The organism is Lactobacillus agrestimuris (assembly GCF_943193025.1).
In the GTDB taxonomy this organism is placed as follows: Bacteria; Bacillota; Bacilli; order Lactobacillales; family Lactobacillaceae; genus Lactobacillus; species Lactobacillus agrestimuris.
Genome location: NZ_CALPCQ010000010.1, coordinates 34,547 through 53,294, shown reverse-complemented (window position 1 = coordinate 53,294; position 18,748 = coordinate 34,547). Strand labels below are relative to the sequence as shown.

At 30.4% G+C, this 18,748-nt stretch carries 19 protein-coding genes; all 19 read left to right on the top strand.

All coding sequences use genetic code 11. From position 1 onward, the window contains the following. Positions 1-7: 7 nt before the first annotated feature. The 19 genes from NFR82_RS04540 (at position 8) to tnpB (NFR82_RS08835) (ending at position 18,656) form a co-directional block, all read left to right on the top strand. Positions 8-874: a YveK family protein gene (locus NFR82_RS04540; protein ID WP_251717100.1), complete on the top strand. Its 867-nt coding sequence runs from the start codon at positions 8-10 to the stop codon at positions 872-874. A 14-nt stretch (positions 875-888) separates the two neighbouring features. Next, entirely contained in the window at positions 889-1,665 is a 777-nt protein-coding gene (locus NFR82_RS04535) for a CpsD/CapB family tyrosine-protein kinase (protein WP_251717099.1), read from the top strand. After that, positions 1,665-2,441 (top strand): tyrosine-protein phosphatase, encoded by a 777-nt coding sequence (locus NFR82_RS04530; protein WP_251717098.1) that lies wholly within the window; start codon positions 1,665-1,667, stop codon positions 2,439-2,441. The genes NFR82_RS04535 and NFR82_RS04530 overlap by 1 nt, the downstream gene beginning before the upstream one ends. Before the next feature lie 63 nt (positions 2,442-2,504). After that, a complete protein-coding gene (locus NFR82_RS04525) occupies positions 2,505-3,158 on the top strand; it encodes a sugar transferase (RefSeq protein ID WP_251717097.1) in 654 nt (217 codons plus the stop codon). Between the two features lie 32 nt (positions 3,159-3,190). Further along, positions 3,191-3,967 carry a DUF4422 domain-containing protein gene (locus NFR82_RS04520; protein WP_251717119.1) on the top strand — a complete coding sequence of 259 codons (777 nt, stop codon included), beginning with the start codon at positions 3,191-3,193 and terminating at the stop codon, positions 3,965-3,967. Positions 3,968-3,990: 23 nt separating this feature from the next. Then, complete coding sequence (locus tag NFR82_RS04515) at positions 3,991-4,875, top strand: glycosyltransferase family 2 protein (protein ID WP_251717096.1); 885 nt, start codon at positions 3,991-3,993, stop codon at positions 4,873-4,875. Between the two features lie 31 nt (positions 4,876-4,906). Continuing rightward, positions 4,907-6,031, top strand: coding sequence for a glycosyltransferase (locus NFR82_RS04510; RefSeq protein ID WP_251717095.1), 1,125 nt, complete (start codon positions 4,907-4,909; stop codon positions 6,029-6,031). An 8-nt stretch (positions 6,032-6,039) separates the two neighbouring features. Then, positions 6,040-6,954 carry a glycosyltransferase family 2 protein gene (locus NFR82_RS04505; RefSeq protein WP_251717094.1) on the top strand — a complete coding sequence of 305 codons (915 nt, stop codon included), beginning with the start codon at positions 6,040-6,042 and terminating at the stop codon, positions 6,952-6,954. 21 nt (positions 6,955-6,975) lie between these two features. After that, positions 6,976-8,274: an O-antigen polymerase gene (locus NFR82_RS04500; protein ID WP_251717093.1), complete on the top strand. Its 1,299-nt coding sequence runs from the start codon at positions 6,976-6,978 to the stop codon at positions 8,272-8,274. Between the two features lie 13 nt (positions 8,275-8,287). Further along, the gene (gene glf / locus NFR82_RS04495; RefSeq protein WP_251717092.1) at positions 8,288-9,397 is read left to right on the top strand and encodes a UDP-galactopyranose mutase; all 1,110 of its coding nucleotides are present in this window, start codon (positions 8,288-8,290) and stop codon (positions 9,395-9,397) included. A gap of 5 nt (positions 9,398-9,402) precedes the next feature. Next, positions 9,403-10,833: an oligosaccharide flippase family protein gene (locus NFR82_RS04490; protein ID WP_251717091.1), complete on the top strand. Its 1,431-nt coding sequence runs from the start codon at positions 9,403-9,405 to the stop codon at positions 10,831-10,833. Between the two features lie 23 nt (positions 10,834-10,856). Beyond that, on the top strand, positions 10,857-11,873 hold the full coding sequence (locus tag NFR82_RS04485) for an acyltransferase (protein WP_251717090.1): 1,017 nt from the start codon (positions 10,857-10,859) through the stop codon (positions 11,871-11,873). A gap of 3 nt (positions 11,874-11,876) precedes the next feature. Further along, on the top strand, positions 11,877-12,716 hold the full coding sequence (locus NFR82_RS04480) for a LicD family protein (RefSeq protein ID WP_251717089.1): 840 nt from the start codon (positions 11,877-11,879) through the stop codon (positions 12,714-12,716). A gap of 78 nt (positions 12,717-12,794) precedes the next feature. Further along, the gene (locus NFR82_RS04475) at positions 12,795-13,706 is read left to right on the top strand and encodes a sugar phosphate nucleotidyltransferase (RefSeq protein ID WP_251717088.1); all 912 of its coding nucleotides are present in this window, start codon (positions 12,795-12,797) and stop codon (positions 13,704-13,706) included. 43 nt (positions 13,707-13,749) lie between these two features. Further along, positions 13,750-15,513: a phosphotransferase gene (locus NFR82_RS04470; RefSeq protein WP_251717087.1), complete on the top strand. Its 1,764-nt coding sequence runs from the start codon at positions 13,750-13,752 to the stop codon at positions 15,511-15,513. An 11-nt stretch (positions 15,514-15,524) separates the two neighbouring features. After that, positions 15,525-17,012: an APC family permease gene (locus tag NFR82_RS04465; protein WP_251717086.1), complete on the top strand. Its 1,488-nt coding sequence runs from the start codon at positions 15,525-15,527 to the stop codon at positions 17,010-17,012. 8 nt (positions 17,013-17,020) lie between these two features. After that, complete coding sequence (locus NFR82_RS04460) at positions 17,021-17,977, top strand: hypothetical protein (RefSeq protein ID WP_251717085.1); 957 nt, start codon at positions 17,021-17,023, stop codon at positions 17,975-17,977. 446 nt (positions 17,978-18,423) lie between these two features. Continuing rightward, a complete protein-coding gene (tnpB, locus tag NFR82_RS04455; protein ID WP_251717084.1) occupies positions 18,424-18,573 on the top strand; it encodes a transposase in 150 nt (49 codons plus the stop codon). Beyond that, entirely contained in the window at positions 18,513-18,656 is a 144-nt protein-coding gene (gene tnpB, locus NFR82_RS08835) for an IS66 family insertion sequence element accessory protein TnpB (protein WP_277612420.1), read from the top strand. Before tnpB (NFR82_RS04455) ends, tnpB (NFR82_RS08835) begins: the two co-directional genes overlap by 61 nt. Positions 18,657-18,748 lie beyond the last annotated feature (92 nt).

Here is an 18,748-nt window from a genome sequence, read left to right as displayed (position 1 = left end):
TGTATTAATGAAAGAACAAGAAACTACTACAAATACAATTGACTTGATGCAGTTATTGAGAATTTGCCGTAAGCATATTTGGGCACTCATATTTTGGAGTGTGGCTCTTGGTGTACTTGCCTTTGCTGTTGCAGATTTCATTATGCCAGCTAAGTACACTTCATCTGCTCAAATCTTAGTTAACCAAAAGGCTAATAAGAATGATCCAAATGCGGCTTATACTACTCAACAAGCTAACATGCAGTTAGTTACTACCTATAAGGATATCGTAACTAGTCCAGTTATTTTGCAAGAAGCTTCTAAACGTTTGGAAAATCCAGTTAAGGTAGTTAAGAAAGCTAAGCCTGCCAAGTATACAACTGATGCAGATGGCACCCGTAAATTAGTTCGTGCAGCTCAACCTGCTGTCGTTGAAAGAGATGGTAAGTCATATTCAGTCTCAGCTAAGCAATTAGCTAAGGAAGTATCTGTTTCAACTCAACAACAATCACAAGTCTTCTCAATTAGTGCAACTACTAATACGCCAGAGAAGGCTCAAGCTGAAGCTAACGCAGTTGCTCGTGTGTTCAGAGACAGAATTTCAGGAATCATGAATGTTAACAACGTTACTATTGTTGCTCCAGCAACTATGGGTAATCAAACTGCACCTAAAGTTAAGATGATTACTATTGCAGGATTTGTAATTGGGTTAGTATTGTCATTTGCAGTAATCCTTATTCGTGAAATGTCTGATACCACTGTTCGTGACGATGATTACTTAACTCAAAACTTAGGCTTAATCGACTTAGGTCAAGTTGCTCACTTCAATGTATCTTCTTCATTCAAGTTGAATAAGAATACTAATAAAAAGCAAAACAAGAGACGTAGGGTATAGGAGGGGATGCAAACATGGCAATCTTTAGAAAAAGACGTGGCACTAACGAAACTATGAAAAAGGGTGCTAAATTGATTACTGTTGCAGACCCACAAAGTGTTGTCTCAGAACAATTTAGAACTATTAGAACTAATATTAATTTCATGGCGGTTGATCATAAAATTAATACATTAGCTTTCACTTCGGCTAATGTAAGTGAAGGTAAATCAACTATAACTGCTAATGTGGCAATCACCTACGCTCAATCAGGTGTTAAAACCTTGTTAATTGATGGAGACCTTCGTCGTCCAACCTTGCATTCGACTTTCAATGTAAGAAACAACACTGGCTTAACTACTGTGCTTACATCAGAAGCTAAGGAGATCAACTTACAAGATGTCGTTGAAGAAAGTGGAATCGAAAATCTCTCAATCTTAACTGCAGGTCCAATCCCACCTAACCCCGCCGAATTAATTGGTTCGCAAAGAATGAGAACTTTCATTGACTTGGTAAAGAGTCACTACGACCTAGTTATTATCGACTTGGCACCTGTTCTTGAAGTATCCGATACTCAAGAACTTGCAAGTCACCTTGATGGTATTGTACTTGTTGTTCGTCAAGGTAAGACTCAAAAGCAAGCTATTGCAAGAGCAGTTGATATGCTTGAGTTCGCTAAGGTTAGAATTTTAGGCTATGTCATGAATGATGTATCTTCTGAAAATGCAGGATACGGTTATGGCTATGGTTATGGATACGGCTATGGTTACGGTGAAAGTGAAAAGAAAGGCTTTCTTTCAAGGTTTAAGAGGTAATGGTATTAGTTGATATTCATTGTCATATCTTGCCAGGGATTGATGATGGTTCAAAAGACTGGCAAACATCAATGAAATTAGCTAAGGACGCTGTTAAAGATGGCATAACTCATGCAGTTATGACTCCCCACACCTTAAATGGAAGATATTTAAATCATAAAGAAGATGTGATTCGCTTAACTGATAACTTCCAAAAAATGCTTGATGAGGCCAAAATTCCATTAACAGTATTTCCTGGGCAAGAGGTGAGAATCTCTGGTGATCTTCCTCAAGCTTTAGATGATGATGACATCTTGTTCTTGGATGAAGATGGCAGATACATGTTGTTGGAATTTCCAAGTGATGATGTGCCGGCTTATTCCAAAGATATGATCTTTCAAGTCATGCAGCGCAGTATCACACCAATCATTGTTCACCCTGAGCGAAATAGTCGGATCTTGAAGAATCCGTCAATCTTGCAGGGATTAATTGAGCAGGGATGTTTAGTTCAAATTACTGCAAGTTCTTATGTTGGAACTTTTGGTAAAGAAATTGAAGAAATGAGCCGTAAATTCATTGAAGCAGGACAATGTGCTTGCTTTGCGTCTGACGCTCACGACTTACCCAAACGAGATTATGAATATAGCGAAGCTTTGCAAAAGCTGAGCAATGAGTTTGGAAGTGAAAAGGCTCAAGAATATCGCGATAATGCGCAAGCAATTGTTAATGGCGACAATGTTCAATTGAACTGGCAGCCCTTAACAACAAAGAAGAAAAAGAAGTTTTGGTTATTTTAGAAGAAACATTGAAGAAATATTATTGTATAGAGAGGACACGACAATCTTATGATGGAGAGTAGTATGATTGATAAAGAAGATGTAAGTGAGAATATTAATACTCATCGTATATACCATTTCTTTAAAAGAGTTACGGATATAATAGTTAGTTCTGTTGCTTTAGTAGTATTATCTCCACTTATTTTAGTTTTATCAATTATTATATTTATTCAAGATGGTCATAGTCCGTTTTATAAGCAAATAAGAATCGGAAAAAATGGTAAACCATTTGGTATGTTCAAGTTTAGATCAATGGTTTATCAGGCTGATAAAATTTTGCAAAGTAATCCTGAATTGTATAAAAAATATGTGGACAATGGCTTTAAGTTGCCGGAAGGCGAAGATCCTAGAATTACTAAAGTAGGGGCTTTTATTAGAAAAACATCATTAGATGAAATACCTCAATTTTTAAATATTATAATTGGAGAAATGGCTTTAGTAGGGCCACGTCCTATTGTAAAAAAAGAAATGGTTGAATATGGTAATAGAATTAATGAGTTTTTATCAGTTAAACCAGGTGCATTAGGTTTATGGCAAGCAAGTGGGCGTGCTAACATTGGCTATCCAGAACGTTGTGATATTGAATTGCGCTATGTTGAAAATGCCTCTTATTGGTATGATGTAAAAGTTTTCTTTGCTTGTTGTATCAGCATTTTGAAGAAAGATGGAGCTTTTTAAGGATTCCCTATTTGGAAAGTTGAGTGGTTAAAATAAAAACTGTAATAATGGTTGCTGCACATAAAAAATTTCCTATGCCAAAGGCTGAAGGATATTTGCCAGTATTAGTTGGTGCAGTTAAAAATTATAAACCTGGAATAGAGTATCAAAGAGATGACGAAGGAGATAACATCTCATTTAAAAATCCAAGTTACAATGAACTTACTGCAGTTTATTGGGCTTGGAAAAATTTAAAAGATGTTGATGCTATCGGATTGGTCCATTATCGTCGTCTCTTTTTTGATACTAAGCCTTATAATTTGGAAAATGTAATGAACGTTCAAAAAATTGAAGACTTACTAAAGCAGTATGATGTAATTTTACCTAAGGTACGAAATTATTACATTGAGACTAATTATTCACATTATATTCATGCACATCATAAAGAGCCATTAGATGAAACTAGAAAAGTGATTAAAGAGTTTTACCCTGACTATCTTTCTTCTTTTGATACTATTATGAGAAGAAGGAAAGCGCATATGTTTAACATGTTTGTGATGAAGCGAGATACCTTTAATTCATATTGTGAATTTATTTTTTGTGTATTGAAGAAAGTAGAAAATCGAGTTGATATTGCTGATTATTCTGTACAGGAAAAAAGAGTATTTGGTTATATTTCTGAACTTCTTATGGATGTATGGCTCGATACTACAAAGCAAAGATATACTGAAGTTAAATGGGAACAGCTGGGTGGAAAAAATAATTTTAAGAAAGCTGTTTTTCTTTTAAAAAGGAAAATGGGAATTCGTACGCAAACACATTTTAAATAATCATTAGGAGTATGTAAGATATAATGAGTGATACAGCGGCTATTGTAGTAACTTATAATAGAAAAAAATTATTAAGCGAATGTATTAAGAAGTTGAAGGAACAAACAGAAAAAGTAGATATTATTATTATTGATAACATGAGTACAGATGGTACCTCAGAAATGTTAAAATCTTTAGAAAAATCTCATGAAATAATATATCATGCTACAGGAAAAAATATTGGTGGTGCAGGTGGATTTCATGAGGGAATAAAATTAGCCTATAGACTAGGATATAAGTTTTTTTGGTTAATGGATGATGATTGTTTGCCTACAAAAGATGCATTGAAAAATCTTAAAGTGATCGATAAAAAGATAGGTGGTAATTATGGTTTCCTTTGTAGTAAAGTTTTGTGGATAGATAATAATATCTGTAAAATGAATATACCAAAAATAAGTATTTCAAAGAAGGTAGAAGATTTTAATAGCGAAATAGTTCCTATTAAAATGGGTACTTTTGTATCATTTTATCTGAAACGTGAAGTAGTTAAAGAGATAGGCCTTCCAATAAAAGAATTTTTTATTTGGGGGGACGATTTGGAGTATAGTCAAAGAATATCTAATAAGTATCCATCTTACTTAGTTAATACTAGTGTAGTAGTTCATAAAACTAAAAATAATTCAGGGTCTAATATAGCTATAGATGATTTTCAACGTATAAACAGATATAGATTGGCATATAGAAATGAAGTTGTTTTATTTAGAGAAGCAGGATTTAAAGAAAAAGTTTATCAATATTTACGACTAGGCTTGCATATAGAACGTGTAATTAGTAAGGCTCCAGATCACAAATGGCAAAGGTTAACAACTATATTTATTGGAACAAAGGATGGTCATAATTTTCATCCTAGAATAGACTATATAGAGTAATAAAAATTTAGATTTTAGGGATTTTATTGATATGTATAAAGTATTAGTATACGGTTTTACTGATGAAACAGTTCATGGTGGCTTGGAAAGTGCAATAATGAATTATTATCGTCGATTTGATAAAGATAAAATACGTTTGGATTTTATTTGCAATAGTTCAAATCTTATTGAATATCATGATGAAATAGATAAATTAGGGGGAAACGTATTTTATACCTCTAAAAGAGGGAAAAATCCATTTCGGTATTATAGAGAGATGGATAAACTTTTTAAAGAAATAGCATCAAATTATGATAGTTTTTGGTTTAATGCAAACGATTTATCAAATATTTATAGTGTTAAGTTAGCAAAAAAATACAATATAAAACGTATTATTGTACACAGTCATAATTCGCAAATATTTATACCTGGAATTAAAGGTAAAATTTATAAAAAATTACATTATGCCAATCGAGCCAAAATTGGTAATTATGCAACAGATTTATGGGCATGTTCTAATGTTGCAGGAAAATGGATGTTTCCAGATAACTTAGATTATAAAATCATTAGAAATGCTATTGATATAAATAAAACCAAGTTTGATGATAAAAAACGTAATAGAATTCGTCATGAGCTTGGACTCCAAGATGCCTTCGTAATAGGTCATGTTGGTAGATTAAATTTTCAAAAAAATCAAAAATTTATTATAAGTTTAACACCCGAAATCAAAAAATTCATTCCTAATGCTAAAATAGTTTTAGTAGGCGATGGTGAAGATAAAGAAGAAATCACAAATATAATAAAGTCTCGTAGATTACAAAATGACATTTTATTAGTTGGGCAAAAAAAGGATATGGCCGGCTGGTATAGTTCATTTGATATGTTATTGTTCCCATCTTTATTTGAAGGATTAAGTGTTGCGTTACTTGAAGCACAGGCCAATGGATTGCCTATTTTAGCATCTGATCGTGTAAGTCCAGAAGAAATTACAATAAATAATAATATATCATTTCAAAGTTTAGAAACTTCAAAAAAGCTTTGGATAGAAGATATTAAAAGGATTCATAAATATCATAGCAGAATAAGTAATGATGAAATCCATTCTAATTTTGAAAAAAAGAGATATGATATCGATGTTGAGGCCAAACGAGTGGAAAAAGAATTAATTAGTGAGTAGTTGTTAAAATGAAAAGAAAAGTAGATTGTGTTGTTGTAACTTTTAATAGATTGACTTTATTAAAGGAATGTTTGCATGCAATATTAAAACAGAATTATCCAGTTGAAAACATTTTTGTCATTGATAATAATTCTACAGATAATACGTGGAATTTTTTAAAAAAGCTATCACAAAAATTTCCTAAGATTGTTCCTATTCATATGAATAAAAATCTAGGAGGAGCAGGTGGATTTAACTTCGGAATACATGAATTTATAAAGAGAAGTAAATCCGATTATGTATGGATAATGGATGATGATACTATTCCTAGTGAAAGTGCTTTATATGAACTAACAAAAAATGTTGATTTAATAAATGATTTAGGCTTTTTAGTAAGTAATGCTAGATGGAAAGATGGAACTCCTGCTGTAATGAATGTTCCCTCACCAGCTAATGAATGGAATAAATTGTCTGATAAAGGATTAACCAAAGTAGAATATGCTTCATTTGTTTCTATTATGTTTCCCAGAAAAGTTATTGAAAAGATCGGTTTACCAATAACTGATTATTTTATTTGGGGAGACGATGTTGAATATACATTGCGAATTACTCAAAATGGATTTGAGGGTTATTTAGTTAATAATTCTATAGTAGAGCATAAGATTAAGAGTAACATTGGAGTAGATATCATTACTGAAGCTGATAAAAAAAGAATTGGTAGGTATTATTATTCTAGAAGGAATGCTGTATTTACCGAACGAAAAAGAAGAAGTAAAAAGGATTTAGTAAAATGGATAGTAAAATGTAGCATTATTGAACCAACTAAGGTATTACTTTATTCAAAAAATTATAAGTTTTTAAGAATAAAAACAGAATTGAAAGGAACTATTGCAGGTATGTTTTTTAATCCCACAATTGAAAAAGTAAATGAAGATGAAGAATAGTTGCAAAGGTTGGAAACAAATATGATATATTATTTATTTTTTACAACTTTAATACTAACAGCAGTAGCCTATTTTGCAAATCATAAAGATTGGATCTCTCCAAGTTTTTTGTTTAGTTTGTCTTTCTTATTTGCTTCATTTTTTTTAATGCTTAATATTAATAATTGGGGTAATAGTTTTGATTTAAAAACTTATTTGGTGATTTGCTTAGGTATTTTGGAATTCATTATCGTTTGTTACTTAATAGATTTTTTATCCAAAAAAACTACTCAAAAAAATCTAAATAAATTTGGAAAAATATTTTTATTAGATAAAGGATATTTAAAATTATTGGGAATTGAAATTTTACAATTATTTTTTATTCTAATAATAGTATTAGAAATAAAAAGAGTAACTGGTCAATCTAATATCTCTAATGCTATAAATCTAATAAATAAAAGTGCTAATGGTTATGTAATAGTAAATTACTCTTTACCTACGTATATCGGGTTAATGGAAACTTTTAATCAGAATGTAGGAATTTTGGGAGAATATCTCTTTATAAGAGAATTGACTTTAAAAAAACATTTCAGTTGGATTTTATTTTTAGAAGCCTTGATCGGAATTTTTAGTCCCATGTTGAGTGGTTCAAGGGGTGGAACTATATACGGATTAATTAGCTTAGCAGTTTTTACGCTAATGATTCAGCAAAGGAAGAGTAATTGGAATTCTAAGAAAAATAGAAAGTATATATCAATTATTATATTAAGTGTAATAGCTGTGCTTTTACTTTTGCAATGGTCAGCCACATTGGTAGGAAGAAATGTGGCTTCTAGTAGGATGTTTGATTATATATCAATATATGTTGGAGCGGAACTAAAAAATTTAAATGGATTTATAACTACAGCTAATTTTCCTATTGTTGGAGATATATTTGGACAACAAACGTTTTATAAAATTATATTGTTCCTTATAAAACATGTCGGGTTGAGAATCCCAATTTATAATTTAGATTTACCATTTCAATTTATAAATGGGTATAACTTGGGAAACGTTTATACTACATTTTATCCATGGTTATATGATTTTGGTTATAAAGGAGTAGCCATATTAATATTTGTAATGGCTGCAGTATCTCAATGGATCTATAAGGCAGCAAAAAGAAATAGTAATAATTTTGCTCCTTTTTATAAATTGTTTTATGGTGGAACTATCGCACCATGTATTGCTTTCTCGTTCTTTTCTAATAAGTTTTACGAGGCATTTGACATTATTTCAATCATTTTATCAATTATAATTTGGAAATTTCTAAGTTTACTTTTTGCTAAGGATATGAAGTAGAGGGGATATAATTATGAACTATTTAGTAGTTGGATCTGGTTTGTTTGGCGCAGTATTTGCCCATGAAGCTGCAAAACGTGGAAACAAAGTAACAATAATTGAAAAAAGGGATCACATTGCAGGTAATATTTATACTAAAGAAGTAGATGGTATTCAAGTTCACGAATATGGTGCCCATATTTTTCATACTTCTAATAAGAAGGTGTGGGACTATGTTCATCAATTTGCTGACTTTAATCGTTATACTAATAGTCCAGTGGCTAATTACAAAGGACATATGTATAATTTGCCATTCAATATGAATACTTTCAGCGAAATGTGGGGAGTAAGAACTCCACAAGAAGCTCTCGATAGGATTAATGAACAGCGTCAAGAGATGGCAGGTAAAGAACCCCAAAACTTGGAAGAACAGGCTATTTCGTTAATTGGTAGAGATATATACGAAAAGTTAATTAAAGGTTATACTGAAAAACAATGGGGCAGAAAATGCACTGAACTTCCTGCTTTCATTATTAAGCGACTTCCAGTTCGATTAATTTATGATAACAACTATTTTAATGATGATTATCAAGGCATTCCCATTGGAGGTTACACTCAAATGGTAGAAAAGATGTTAGTTAATCCTAACATTACTGTTAAGTTAAATACGGATTTCTTTGATAAGAAGGATGAATACCTTAAGAACTACGATAAAGTAGTTTACACAGGTATGATTGATAAGTTCTTTGATTATAAATTAGGTGAACTAGAATATCGTTCACTTCGCTTTGAAACTGAAGAAAAGAACGTTGGCAACTATCAAGGTAATGCTGTTATTAACTATACTGAAGCTGAAATTCCTTATACTCGTATTATTGAACACAAACATTTTGAATTTGGAAAAGGCGATAAGGATAAAACAATTATTACCCGAGAGTATCCTACTGATTGGCATCGCGGGGATGAACCTTATTACCCAGTAAATAATGATAGAAATAATGATTTGTATACTAAGTATGCTGAATTAGCTAGGAAGCAAGATAAAGTTATCTTTGGTGGACGTCTTGGTCAGTATAAGTATTACAACATGGATCAAGTGATTGATGCTGCTTTGAAAGCAGTTAGTGAAAATTTAGGTGATTAAGCCTAATGAAGGTTATAAAAAACTATCTTTATAATGTAGAATATCAAATTCTTGCAATTATTGTTCCGCTTATTACTTCTGCATATGTTAGTCGTGTTTTACGTCCAGAAGGTGTAGGTGCAAATGCATTTACTAATTCTATAATTAATTATTTTATACTAATTGCTAATATGGGTATAGGATATTATGGTAATCGACAAATAGCTTATGTACGAGAAAATAGTAAAAAGATGGCAAAAACATTTTGGGAAATCCAAATTGTTAAAACGATCATGACATTAATTGCATGTATTGCATTTGAAGTTTTCATGATTTTTTATACTCGTCAGTCAAATTACATGTGGGCACAATCAATTAATTTAATTGCAGTTGCCTTTGACATTTCTTGGTTTTATGAGGGAATTGAAGACTTTAAAGTTACAGTTCTAAAGAATTCTTTTGTAAAGATAGTTTCAATGATTGCTATTTTTCTACTTGTTAAAAATCCTAATGATGTAACTTTATACATTATAGTTTTAGCTGTTTCAACATTATTAGGTAATTTAACCTTATGGCCTAATGTTAGAAGAGATTTACCTAAAATTAATATTAAGTCGTTAAATCCCTGGCCCCATTTTTTACCAATGATTGAATTATTTATTCCACAAATTGCTACCCAAGTATATGTGCAATTAAATAAGACTATGCTTGGCGGCATGGTTAGTGAAACTGCATCTGGTTATTATCAATATTCTGATAATTTAGTTAAATTGATTTTGGCCTTAGTGACAGCTACAGGAACAGTTATGCTTCCTCATGTTGCTAATGCAGTGTCCAAAGGAAGTATGAAACAAGTTAATGCTATGCTTTATAAATCGTTTGACTTTGTTTCTGCGATTGCGTATCCAATGATGTTTGGAGTTGCAGCAATATCTTTAACTTTGGCTCCAATGTATTATGGGCCAGGGTATGAACCGGTGGGTAAGGCAATGATGATTGAAGCAATTGTTATACTTATGATTGCTTGGAGTAATGTCATCGGAGTTCAGTATTTACTTCCACTCAATAGAGTAAAGCAATTTACTGTATCAGTAACAGTGGGTGCTTTTGTGAATATTATTTTAAATGTACCTTTAATTCAGCTTTGGGGACTTAATGGAGCGATGTGGTCTACTGTTATTTCTGAATGTGCTGTAACTTTGTATCAATTATGGGTTGTGAGACATTCATTAAGTTATAAATTATTATTTCAAGGTTCTTGGAAATATTTTATTTCAGGATTACTTATGTTTATAGTAGTCTTCTGGATGAATAGATATTTAAAAGAATCATGGTTAATGATGTTACTAGAAATTTTTGTAGGTATTATTGTTTATGTATTTTTACTTATATTATTACGAACTCCTATAGTTAAGCAATTTAAGGATTTATTAATCTCAAAGCTAGCAAAGAATTAAATTTATATTTTTGGAGTTTTTAAATGAAAAAAAGATTATCAAATTTGGAGTTATTAAGAATAGTCAGTATGTTTTTGATTGTTTTAGGGCATACTACTTGGCAAACCAAATTTTCATATTCAACGATGCCATTGGCACATAAAGTATCTATTCAATCTTTATGGATTGGCGGAGAAATGGGAGTATGGGCTTTTACATTAATATCTGCTTATTTTCTAAGTACATCTAATTTTAAAAGAAGAGCATTAAAAAATATATGGGGACTAACTTTATTTTATTCAATAGCTATTTATTTAATTTTAGTCTTTACTAATACCGCACCACTAAATTTTAAGTTTAGTTTAAAATCTTTCCTACCAGTTTTAACAGGGAATTATTGGTATGTTTCAGCATATATCGGTATGTATATATTAATACCATTTTCTAATAAACTTATTAGAGAAATGAATAAAAAAGAATACAATATCTTTATTATAATATTATTTGTGATGTTATCCTTATTACCATATTTAAAAAATATAACGGTAGTCACTAACAATAATTCTATATTTAATCTTTTGTATATTTATTTTATAGGTGGTTATATAAAAAAATATAAAGAAGATTTTTCTAAAGCAAATATGAAATATTATATATTAACTTTTATTTTATCCGTAATTTTAATGATTTTATCTATAACCATATTAGATATTATTAGGCCAAAATCATGGAGTGCATTCTTAACTACATCTAGTCCATTAGAGGCGATAGCGGGCATATCATTATTTTTAATTTTTAAGAATATAGATATAAAACATAGTAAGTTTATAAATACAATTGCCGCTTCGACTTTTGCTGTTTATTTGATTCATTGTCAAACAGTATTTTTTCCAATTTTGTGGGGAAAAATAATTAGAGCACAGCAATATGAAAATAGCTCATATATTATTATATACGAGATTCTGATAGCAATTATTATTTATATAGTTGCTACAATTATTGATTTAATACGTCGAGAAATTGTAGGTTTGTTTAAAACGCAGGTTATGAAAAGAGATTAGGATATGCAAATGGCACTAAAAAAATTAAATGATATAGAAATAAAAGAAGCTTTACTTGAAACATTAGTATATTTTGATCAAATTTGTAGAAAGTACAATTTAAAGTATACTCTCCATGCTGGGTCTTTATTGGGTGCTATACGGCATAAAGGATTTATTCCATGGGACGATGACATTGACGTTGCTATGCCATATGTTGATTATAAAAAGTTAATTTCATTAGGTGATGAAATTAATAAAAATGGTCGTTTTATACTACATGGGTATTCAGAAGAAAAAAATAATGAGGAAAATTATATATATCCATATTTAAAGTTAGAAGATAATACAACTGTTGCAAATTTTAAGTTCATGAAAGATAGTGGCGGAAGTTGGGTAGATATTTTTCCAATAAATAGTGTTCCAGTTAATCAAAATAAATATATTAAGTATTTAAAAAAGGTTGATTTAAATTTAAGATTATTGTTTGCTGGAAATAGAATAAAGAATCAAGATTCTAAATTGCATAAGATATTTAGAAGTATTTTATACGCTAATCGAAATAGTTTACGAAATAATTTAGTGAATAAGATTGAAAAGTTAAATACTTTGAATACGGATGTTGTAAGCGATACAATTGGTTTCTCTATTGGTGCTAATTATGATAAAGCCGCTAAAAAGGTATTTCCTCGTAATTGGTTTAATCACTATGTTGATGCTGATTTTGAAGGTCATAAATTTAAGGTTATTAAGAATTATGATAAATATTTAACAATCGAATATGGTGATTGGAGAAAATTACCACCTGTTGAGGAACGAATTAATAAACATGGCTTTGACTTATACAAAAAAACTGTTAACTAAAAATTGTGGATAGTTACTGTTGTGTTGATCAATAAATATTGTGAACTGCATGCTTTACTGATTATTTGGGGATAAAATATGTTAACTAAATATAAATTTGAAGTACTTAGATTTTTAGAAAAATATGGAGCAGGCGCATATACTCATAGACAGTTATCAGATACATTGACTATTTCAAATACAGAAATTACTAAAGATATTTCTGAGATGATAAAAGATGGACTAATAAATAAAAAAGATGATTATTTAGAAATAAGTAGTAAAGGATTATTGTCTCTTGAACCCTATAGAGTAACGAAAGCCGTAATTTTAGCAGCAGGTTTTGGTTCACGTATGATGCCGGCTACTAATGATAAGCCCAAGCCTATGGTTACAGTAAATGGTAAGAGAATTATTGAAACCTTATTAGATGCATTAGTTGCCGTAGATATTAAAGATATAACTATTGTTAGAGGTTATAAAAAAGAAAAATTTGATGATTTGTTAAAAAAATATCCATTTATTAAGTTTATTGATAATAATAATTACGATAAATACAATAATATTTCTTCAGCAATTTTATTAAAAAATAGTTTTATAGGTGGAGCATATTTATGTGAAGCTGATCTTTACATTACTAATCCAGATATCATTACTAAGTATCAATATGCAAGTAATATTTTAGGTTCTTGGTCATTAGAAACTGACGACTGGAGCTTTAAAATGGATGATAATGGTTATATAAGAAATTATCAAAAAGGAAATACTTATTGTTGGAATTACTATGGTATTTCTTATTGGACTCCTGAGGATTGTAAAAAGTTAAATAGAGATTGGGCAAGATTCTTTAATACTGAAAATGGTAAAGATATCTTTTGGGAGCAGGTTCCATTACAATTGAATTTTAAAGATTATCAGGTCGAAATTAGACCATGTAGTAAGTCTGATATAATGGAAATTGATAATTATTATGAGCTTGCGCAGTTAGATTCTAGTTATATAGATAAATAGAAAAAAGCTACAGGTTGTTGTAGCTTTTTTATTGGAGAAACATATGGATATTAATGAATTTAAGCTATTAAATTATTTTTATAATAAGTCGCATAATAGATCTTCTATTTTATTAGATAAGCAAACTCAACGTGTATTAAATAATAAAAAGTTAGTTCAAAACTGCATTACTAAAGGTCTAATTAGAAATAATAAGATAACCGATGAAGGAATAAATAAACTACAACCTTATAAGGTAACAAATGCAGTGATTATGGCCGCCGGTGCTGCAACAAGACTTATTCCTATTTCACTAGAATATCCGAAAGGATTGTTTGAAGTACGAGGACAGAGGCTTATCGAAAGAGAAATAAAACAACTTAAAGAGGCAGAAATCACTAATATTACAGTTGTTTTAGGCTATAAGAAAGAGATGTTTTATTATCTTAAAGATAAATATGATGTTAAATTAATCATTAATGATCAATACAATATTAAAAATAACATTGAAAGTTTATATTTGGCCAAAAATGAACTTAGTAATACTTATATTTGTCCTTGTGATCAATACTTTATAAATAATCCTTTTAATAAATTTGAATATAATTCATTTTATGCAGGTTATGAATCAGATTCTCAGGCCGATGAAATGTATGCAATTACTGATAATGAAGATAAAATTATTGATATGAAGAAATCTATGTCAAGTGGGGATATCCTTTTAGGACATACATTTTGGACTAATGAATTTTCTCAAAAATTTATAAAAATTGCAGAATCGGATCAAAAAGTAGGGAAGTATAATAATCAATTTTGGGAATGGCTAGTTAAAGATAATCTAAATAATTTTCCAAATTATTACTTTAAAGAATATCCTGTAAATACTATTTTTGAATTTGATTATTTTGATCAATTAAGAGATTTTGATCAAAAATTTGTAGGACATGCTAATAGTCAAATTTTACGTAATATAAAATTAATATTTAGATGTGAAGAAGAAGACATCGTTGACTTTAGACCTATAAAAGAAGGGATGACCAACACCTCTTTTGTTTTCAGAGTTCATGGAGAAGACTATGTTTATCGTCATCCAGGAACTGGTACAGAGAAGGTGGTTAATCGTAAAAATGAAAAAGAGTCATTGCTAATAGCGAAGAAATTTGATGTGGATCCGACTTACATCTATATGGACTCTACTGAAGGATGGAAAATATCTCGTTATATTCCAGAATTTAGAGAGCCAAAATATAATGACTTTGAAGATAGTAAAAAGATTATTCCAGTTTTAAGAAGATTACATTCGGCTGATGTGAAAGTGGATTATGGAATGAAGCCATGGGAAGATGCTGAAACCATGGAAAAATTGATAGAAGATAAAGATTCTAAAGTATTTAGTAAGAATAAGACTTTAAAAGAAAAGGTTTATAAATTATATAAACGAACTCTTCTAGATAGTGTTAAAAAATGTTTTTGTCATGGTGATACTTATTGTCATAATTGGATGGTTGAACCTAATGATCATGTTTTACTAATTGACTGGGAATATGCAGGTTATTCTGATCCAGGAATTGATGTTGGATACTATATTGTTGATGCGATGTACGATTTTGAAGATGCCATTAGGTTCATTAAAGAGTATTTAGGTGATGAATATAGTGAAGAAAAAGAATTTCACTATTTAGCTTATGTTGCCATTATTGCTTATTATTGGTTCGTTTGGGCCGTTTATCGTGAATCATGTGGAGCCAATATGGGGGAATCACTTTATAATTGGAAAAAAATGGCTGAAAAGTATTCAACATACGTAATTAATAGATATCATTTATAGAAAGTATTAGAATGGAAAAAGATAATCAAGTTGTTCGTGTATTAGGTTTAAAAGAATCTATTAGTATGACAATTGGAACAGTTGTAGGTGTAGGGCTTTTTACAACCGGTTCGGCCCAAATTGGCAAAGTTGGGCCATGGATTATTGTATTTACTTTTGGAGCATTATTAATATCTATTTGGCCGTGTTTGCTTTATGGTGAAATGTCGGCGATGATTCCAGTAGCAGGTGGTACATATAATTATGCTAAATATGGACTTAATAGAATGTGGGCCAATATAGCCGGGTGGCAATACATTGTTTCGGTTGTTGCTATTGGATCAGGGGAAACTCTGTCATTTGCTAATTATTTTAAGATATTACTTGAACAATTTGGATTTAGTTGGGCCACCCAAATTGATTCTAGAGTAATAGCAGTTTTATTAATTATTGCCTTTTTGATATTAAATTATCGGGGAATTGAAATGTCAGGAAAAGCACAAACGGCATTCGTTTTCTTTTTCTGGGGATGTTCAATTCTTTGGTTTCTTTATATGATTCCTAGAATTCATCTTAGTTATTTCGGTGGCTTGGAAATGAATTCATTTCCACCATTTAAAGAGTTGATGTATATTTTTGGTTTAGTTTGGTGGTGTTATACAGGTTTTGAAACTTGTGTGTCAATGGGTTCGGAAACAAAATATCCACAATATACTTTACCAAGGGCATTAAAAATTTCTGTTTTTCTAGTTTTTGCAGTTAATGCATTGTTTCAATGGTTTTTAGTTGGTTTAGTTTCCCATAAATATTATGGATTTTTATCAACGGCAACTGCTCCTTATGCTGATGGATTAAAAATTATAGGAATGACGGGCTTTCCACTTATTCTTCTCTGTATAGGAATTGCTTTTGGTGGGGATCTATCTACAATAAATCCAGGCATTGCAGCACCTGCACGTTACATTTATGCAATGGCAAAAGATAATGCTTTACCTAAATTTATGGAAAAGATTCATCCAAGATATAAAACACCGTATATTGCTGTTATTACTGTGGGAATTATTAACATTATTTTGATATTGACTGGATCAATTAATTATATTGCTTCAGTTTCATTTGTTTCTTTAGCAATTTGTTATATCATAGGATGTTTGGCATTTGTTGGATTGCGAAAAAAATATCCAAAAATGAAACGCCCGTACAAGGCTCCAATGGCTATGGTGGGTGTTGTTGTCACGGTTATTACTTATCTTGTAATGTTGATATTTGCTGATCAAATTGCTTTAACGACGGCCGTAATTATTATCATATTATCAATTATTTATGCTATTTTTATTAAGAAGAATAATAATATAGTTGATTTAGATCAAGTGGCCGAACAAGTGGATCAAATAGCTGAACCTACTAAGAAAGAAAAGGTAAAAATTGATCATGAATATGCTATTTGGAAATATATAACTATAATAGTTTCAATTTTTGCATTATCAATTTATTTATTACCAATTTTGTTTAATAGATAGAGGAAAAAATGAAAATTATAGATTTTGAAACCATTAAAGAATTTGCAGCAAATTTCGATCCAAATGATTGGTATAATTGGGTTGATTATGCTCTAAAGAATAAATCAGATTTTGAAATGCCACCTAAATCACGGATTACACAAGAAAATGATAATTATTATAATGTTATGCCAGTTCTTTATGATAAAGAAAATCTTGCAATAGTTAAGATGATTGGTAGACATAATTTAAAAAAAGAAGAAAATCGCTCATCAATGATGGGAGATATTATGCTTTATGAAGCTGACACTGGAATTCTTAAAGGGATTATGGATGCTGAATATATTACTACGCTTAGAACTGGAGTAGTTGCTGCTCATTCTGTTGAACTTTTTTCTAAAAAAGATTCTAAAATTTTGGGTCTAATTGGTTTAGGTAACATTATGACAGTTTTTTTAAAAACGTTGGTTGCTAAATTAGATAAAGAAAAAAATTATACTGTTAAGCTTTATAAGCATCATAATCAAGAAAAAAGATTTGCTAATAAATTTTCTTATTTAAAGAATGTTAAATTTGTATTTTGTGATACATATGAAGATGTTATTTCAAACTCTGATGTTGTAATTTCAGCTGTTACTAAGGCAACAGAAAATTTTGCTTCTAATGAATGTTTTAAAAAGGGAGTAACCGTTGTACCTATTTCTACAATGGGATTTCAAAATTGTGATGTATTTTTTGATAAAGTTTTTACAGATGAAATTGAGCAAATTAAGGGATTTAAATATTTTAATGAATTTAAATCTGTTACTAACATTACAGATGTTTTAAACAACAAAGCAGAGGGTAGAACCAATAATGATCAACGAATCTTAGTATATAATTATGGAATTGCAATTCATGATTTGTACTTTGCTATGAAATTTTTTGATTTATTAAACGGTAAAAATATAGAGTATAATTATCCAAAAGAAAAATATTTTATGTAGTTTTTACTGTATAGTAATATTGCAATTGGTGTTTAAGTTTCATTATTAGAAAAAATAGTTTTGTCTATATATTTTTATTCTTTGTCAATGGTGTCGATAGAAATCAAATATAATTTTGAAGAAGCATTAAGCTACTTGATGGTAGTTTGATGCTTTTTTAGAATCGTGTTTTTTCATCAAACCTAATGTAAGCGTCAAATAATCAGGTGTCTGTTTTTGTCCTTATTTTTCAGGTATTCTAATCTCATTAAATTTATGGAAGTTAAAATAAATTATGCTTGAAAAACAACAGCCCATCGTGGCACTCAATCACCCGGAAAGACCTAAGAAATCCAAATTGCGCCAGCAACGCAACATGATCAGGCTTAGCGACTTGGGACAGGTCTATATCGTTTGCGGCAAGACCGACTACCGACCTGCGCAATGGCATTGCCGGACTGGGAGCTTTGTTCCAAGAACAGTTTGATCTTGATCCTTTTAGTGGTAAGATTTTCCTCTTCTGTGGCGGCAGAAAAGATCGCTTTAAAGTCCTTTATTGGGACGGCCAAGGAAAGGATTCTGGCCACTCTACAAAAGATTTGAAAACGGCAAAATGACCTGGCCTCGGAATGAAGTTCAAGCTTTATCTTATGAGCAGGTTGACTGGCTGATAAAGGGCTTCTCAATCGGTTCAAAATAAAGAACACAAAAGCGCGCGAATTCTACTAACACTTGAAATCGCACGCTTTTTCAATACACTAGATTATTTGACGCCTATAGATAAGTCATCAA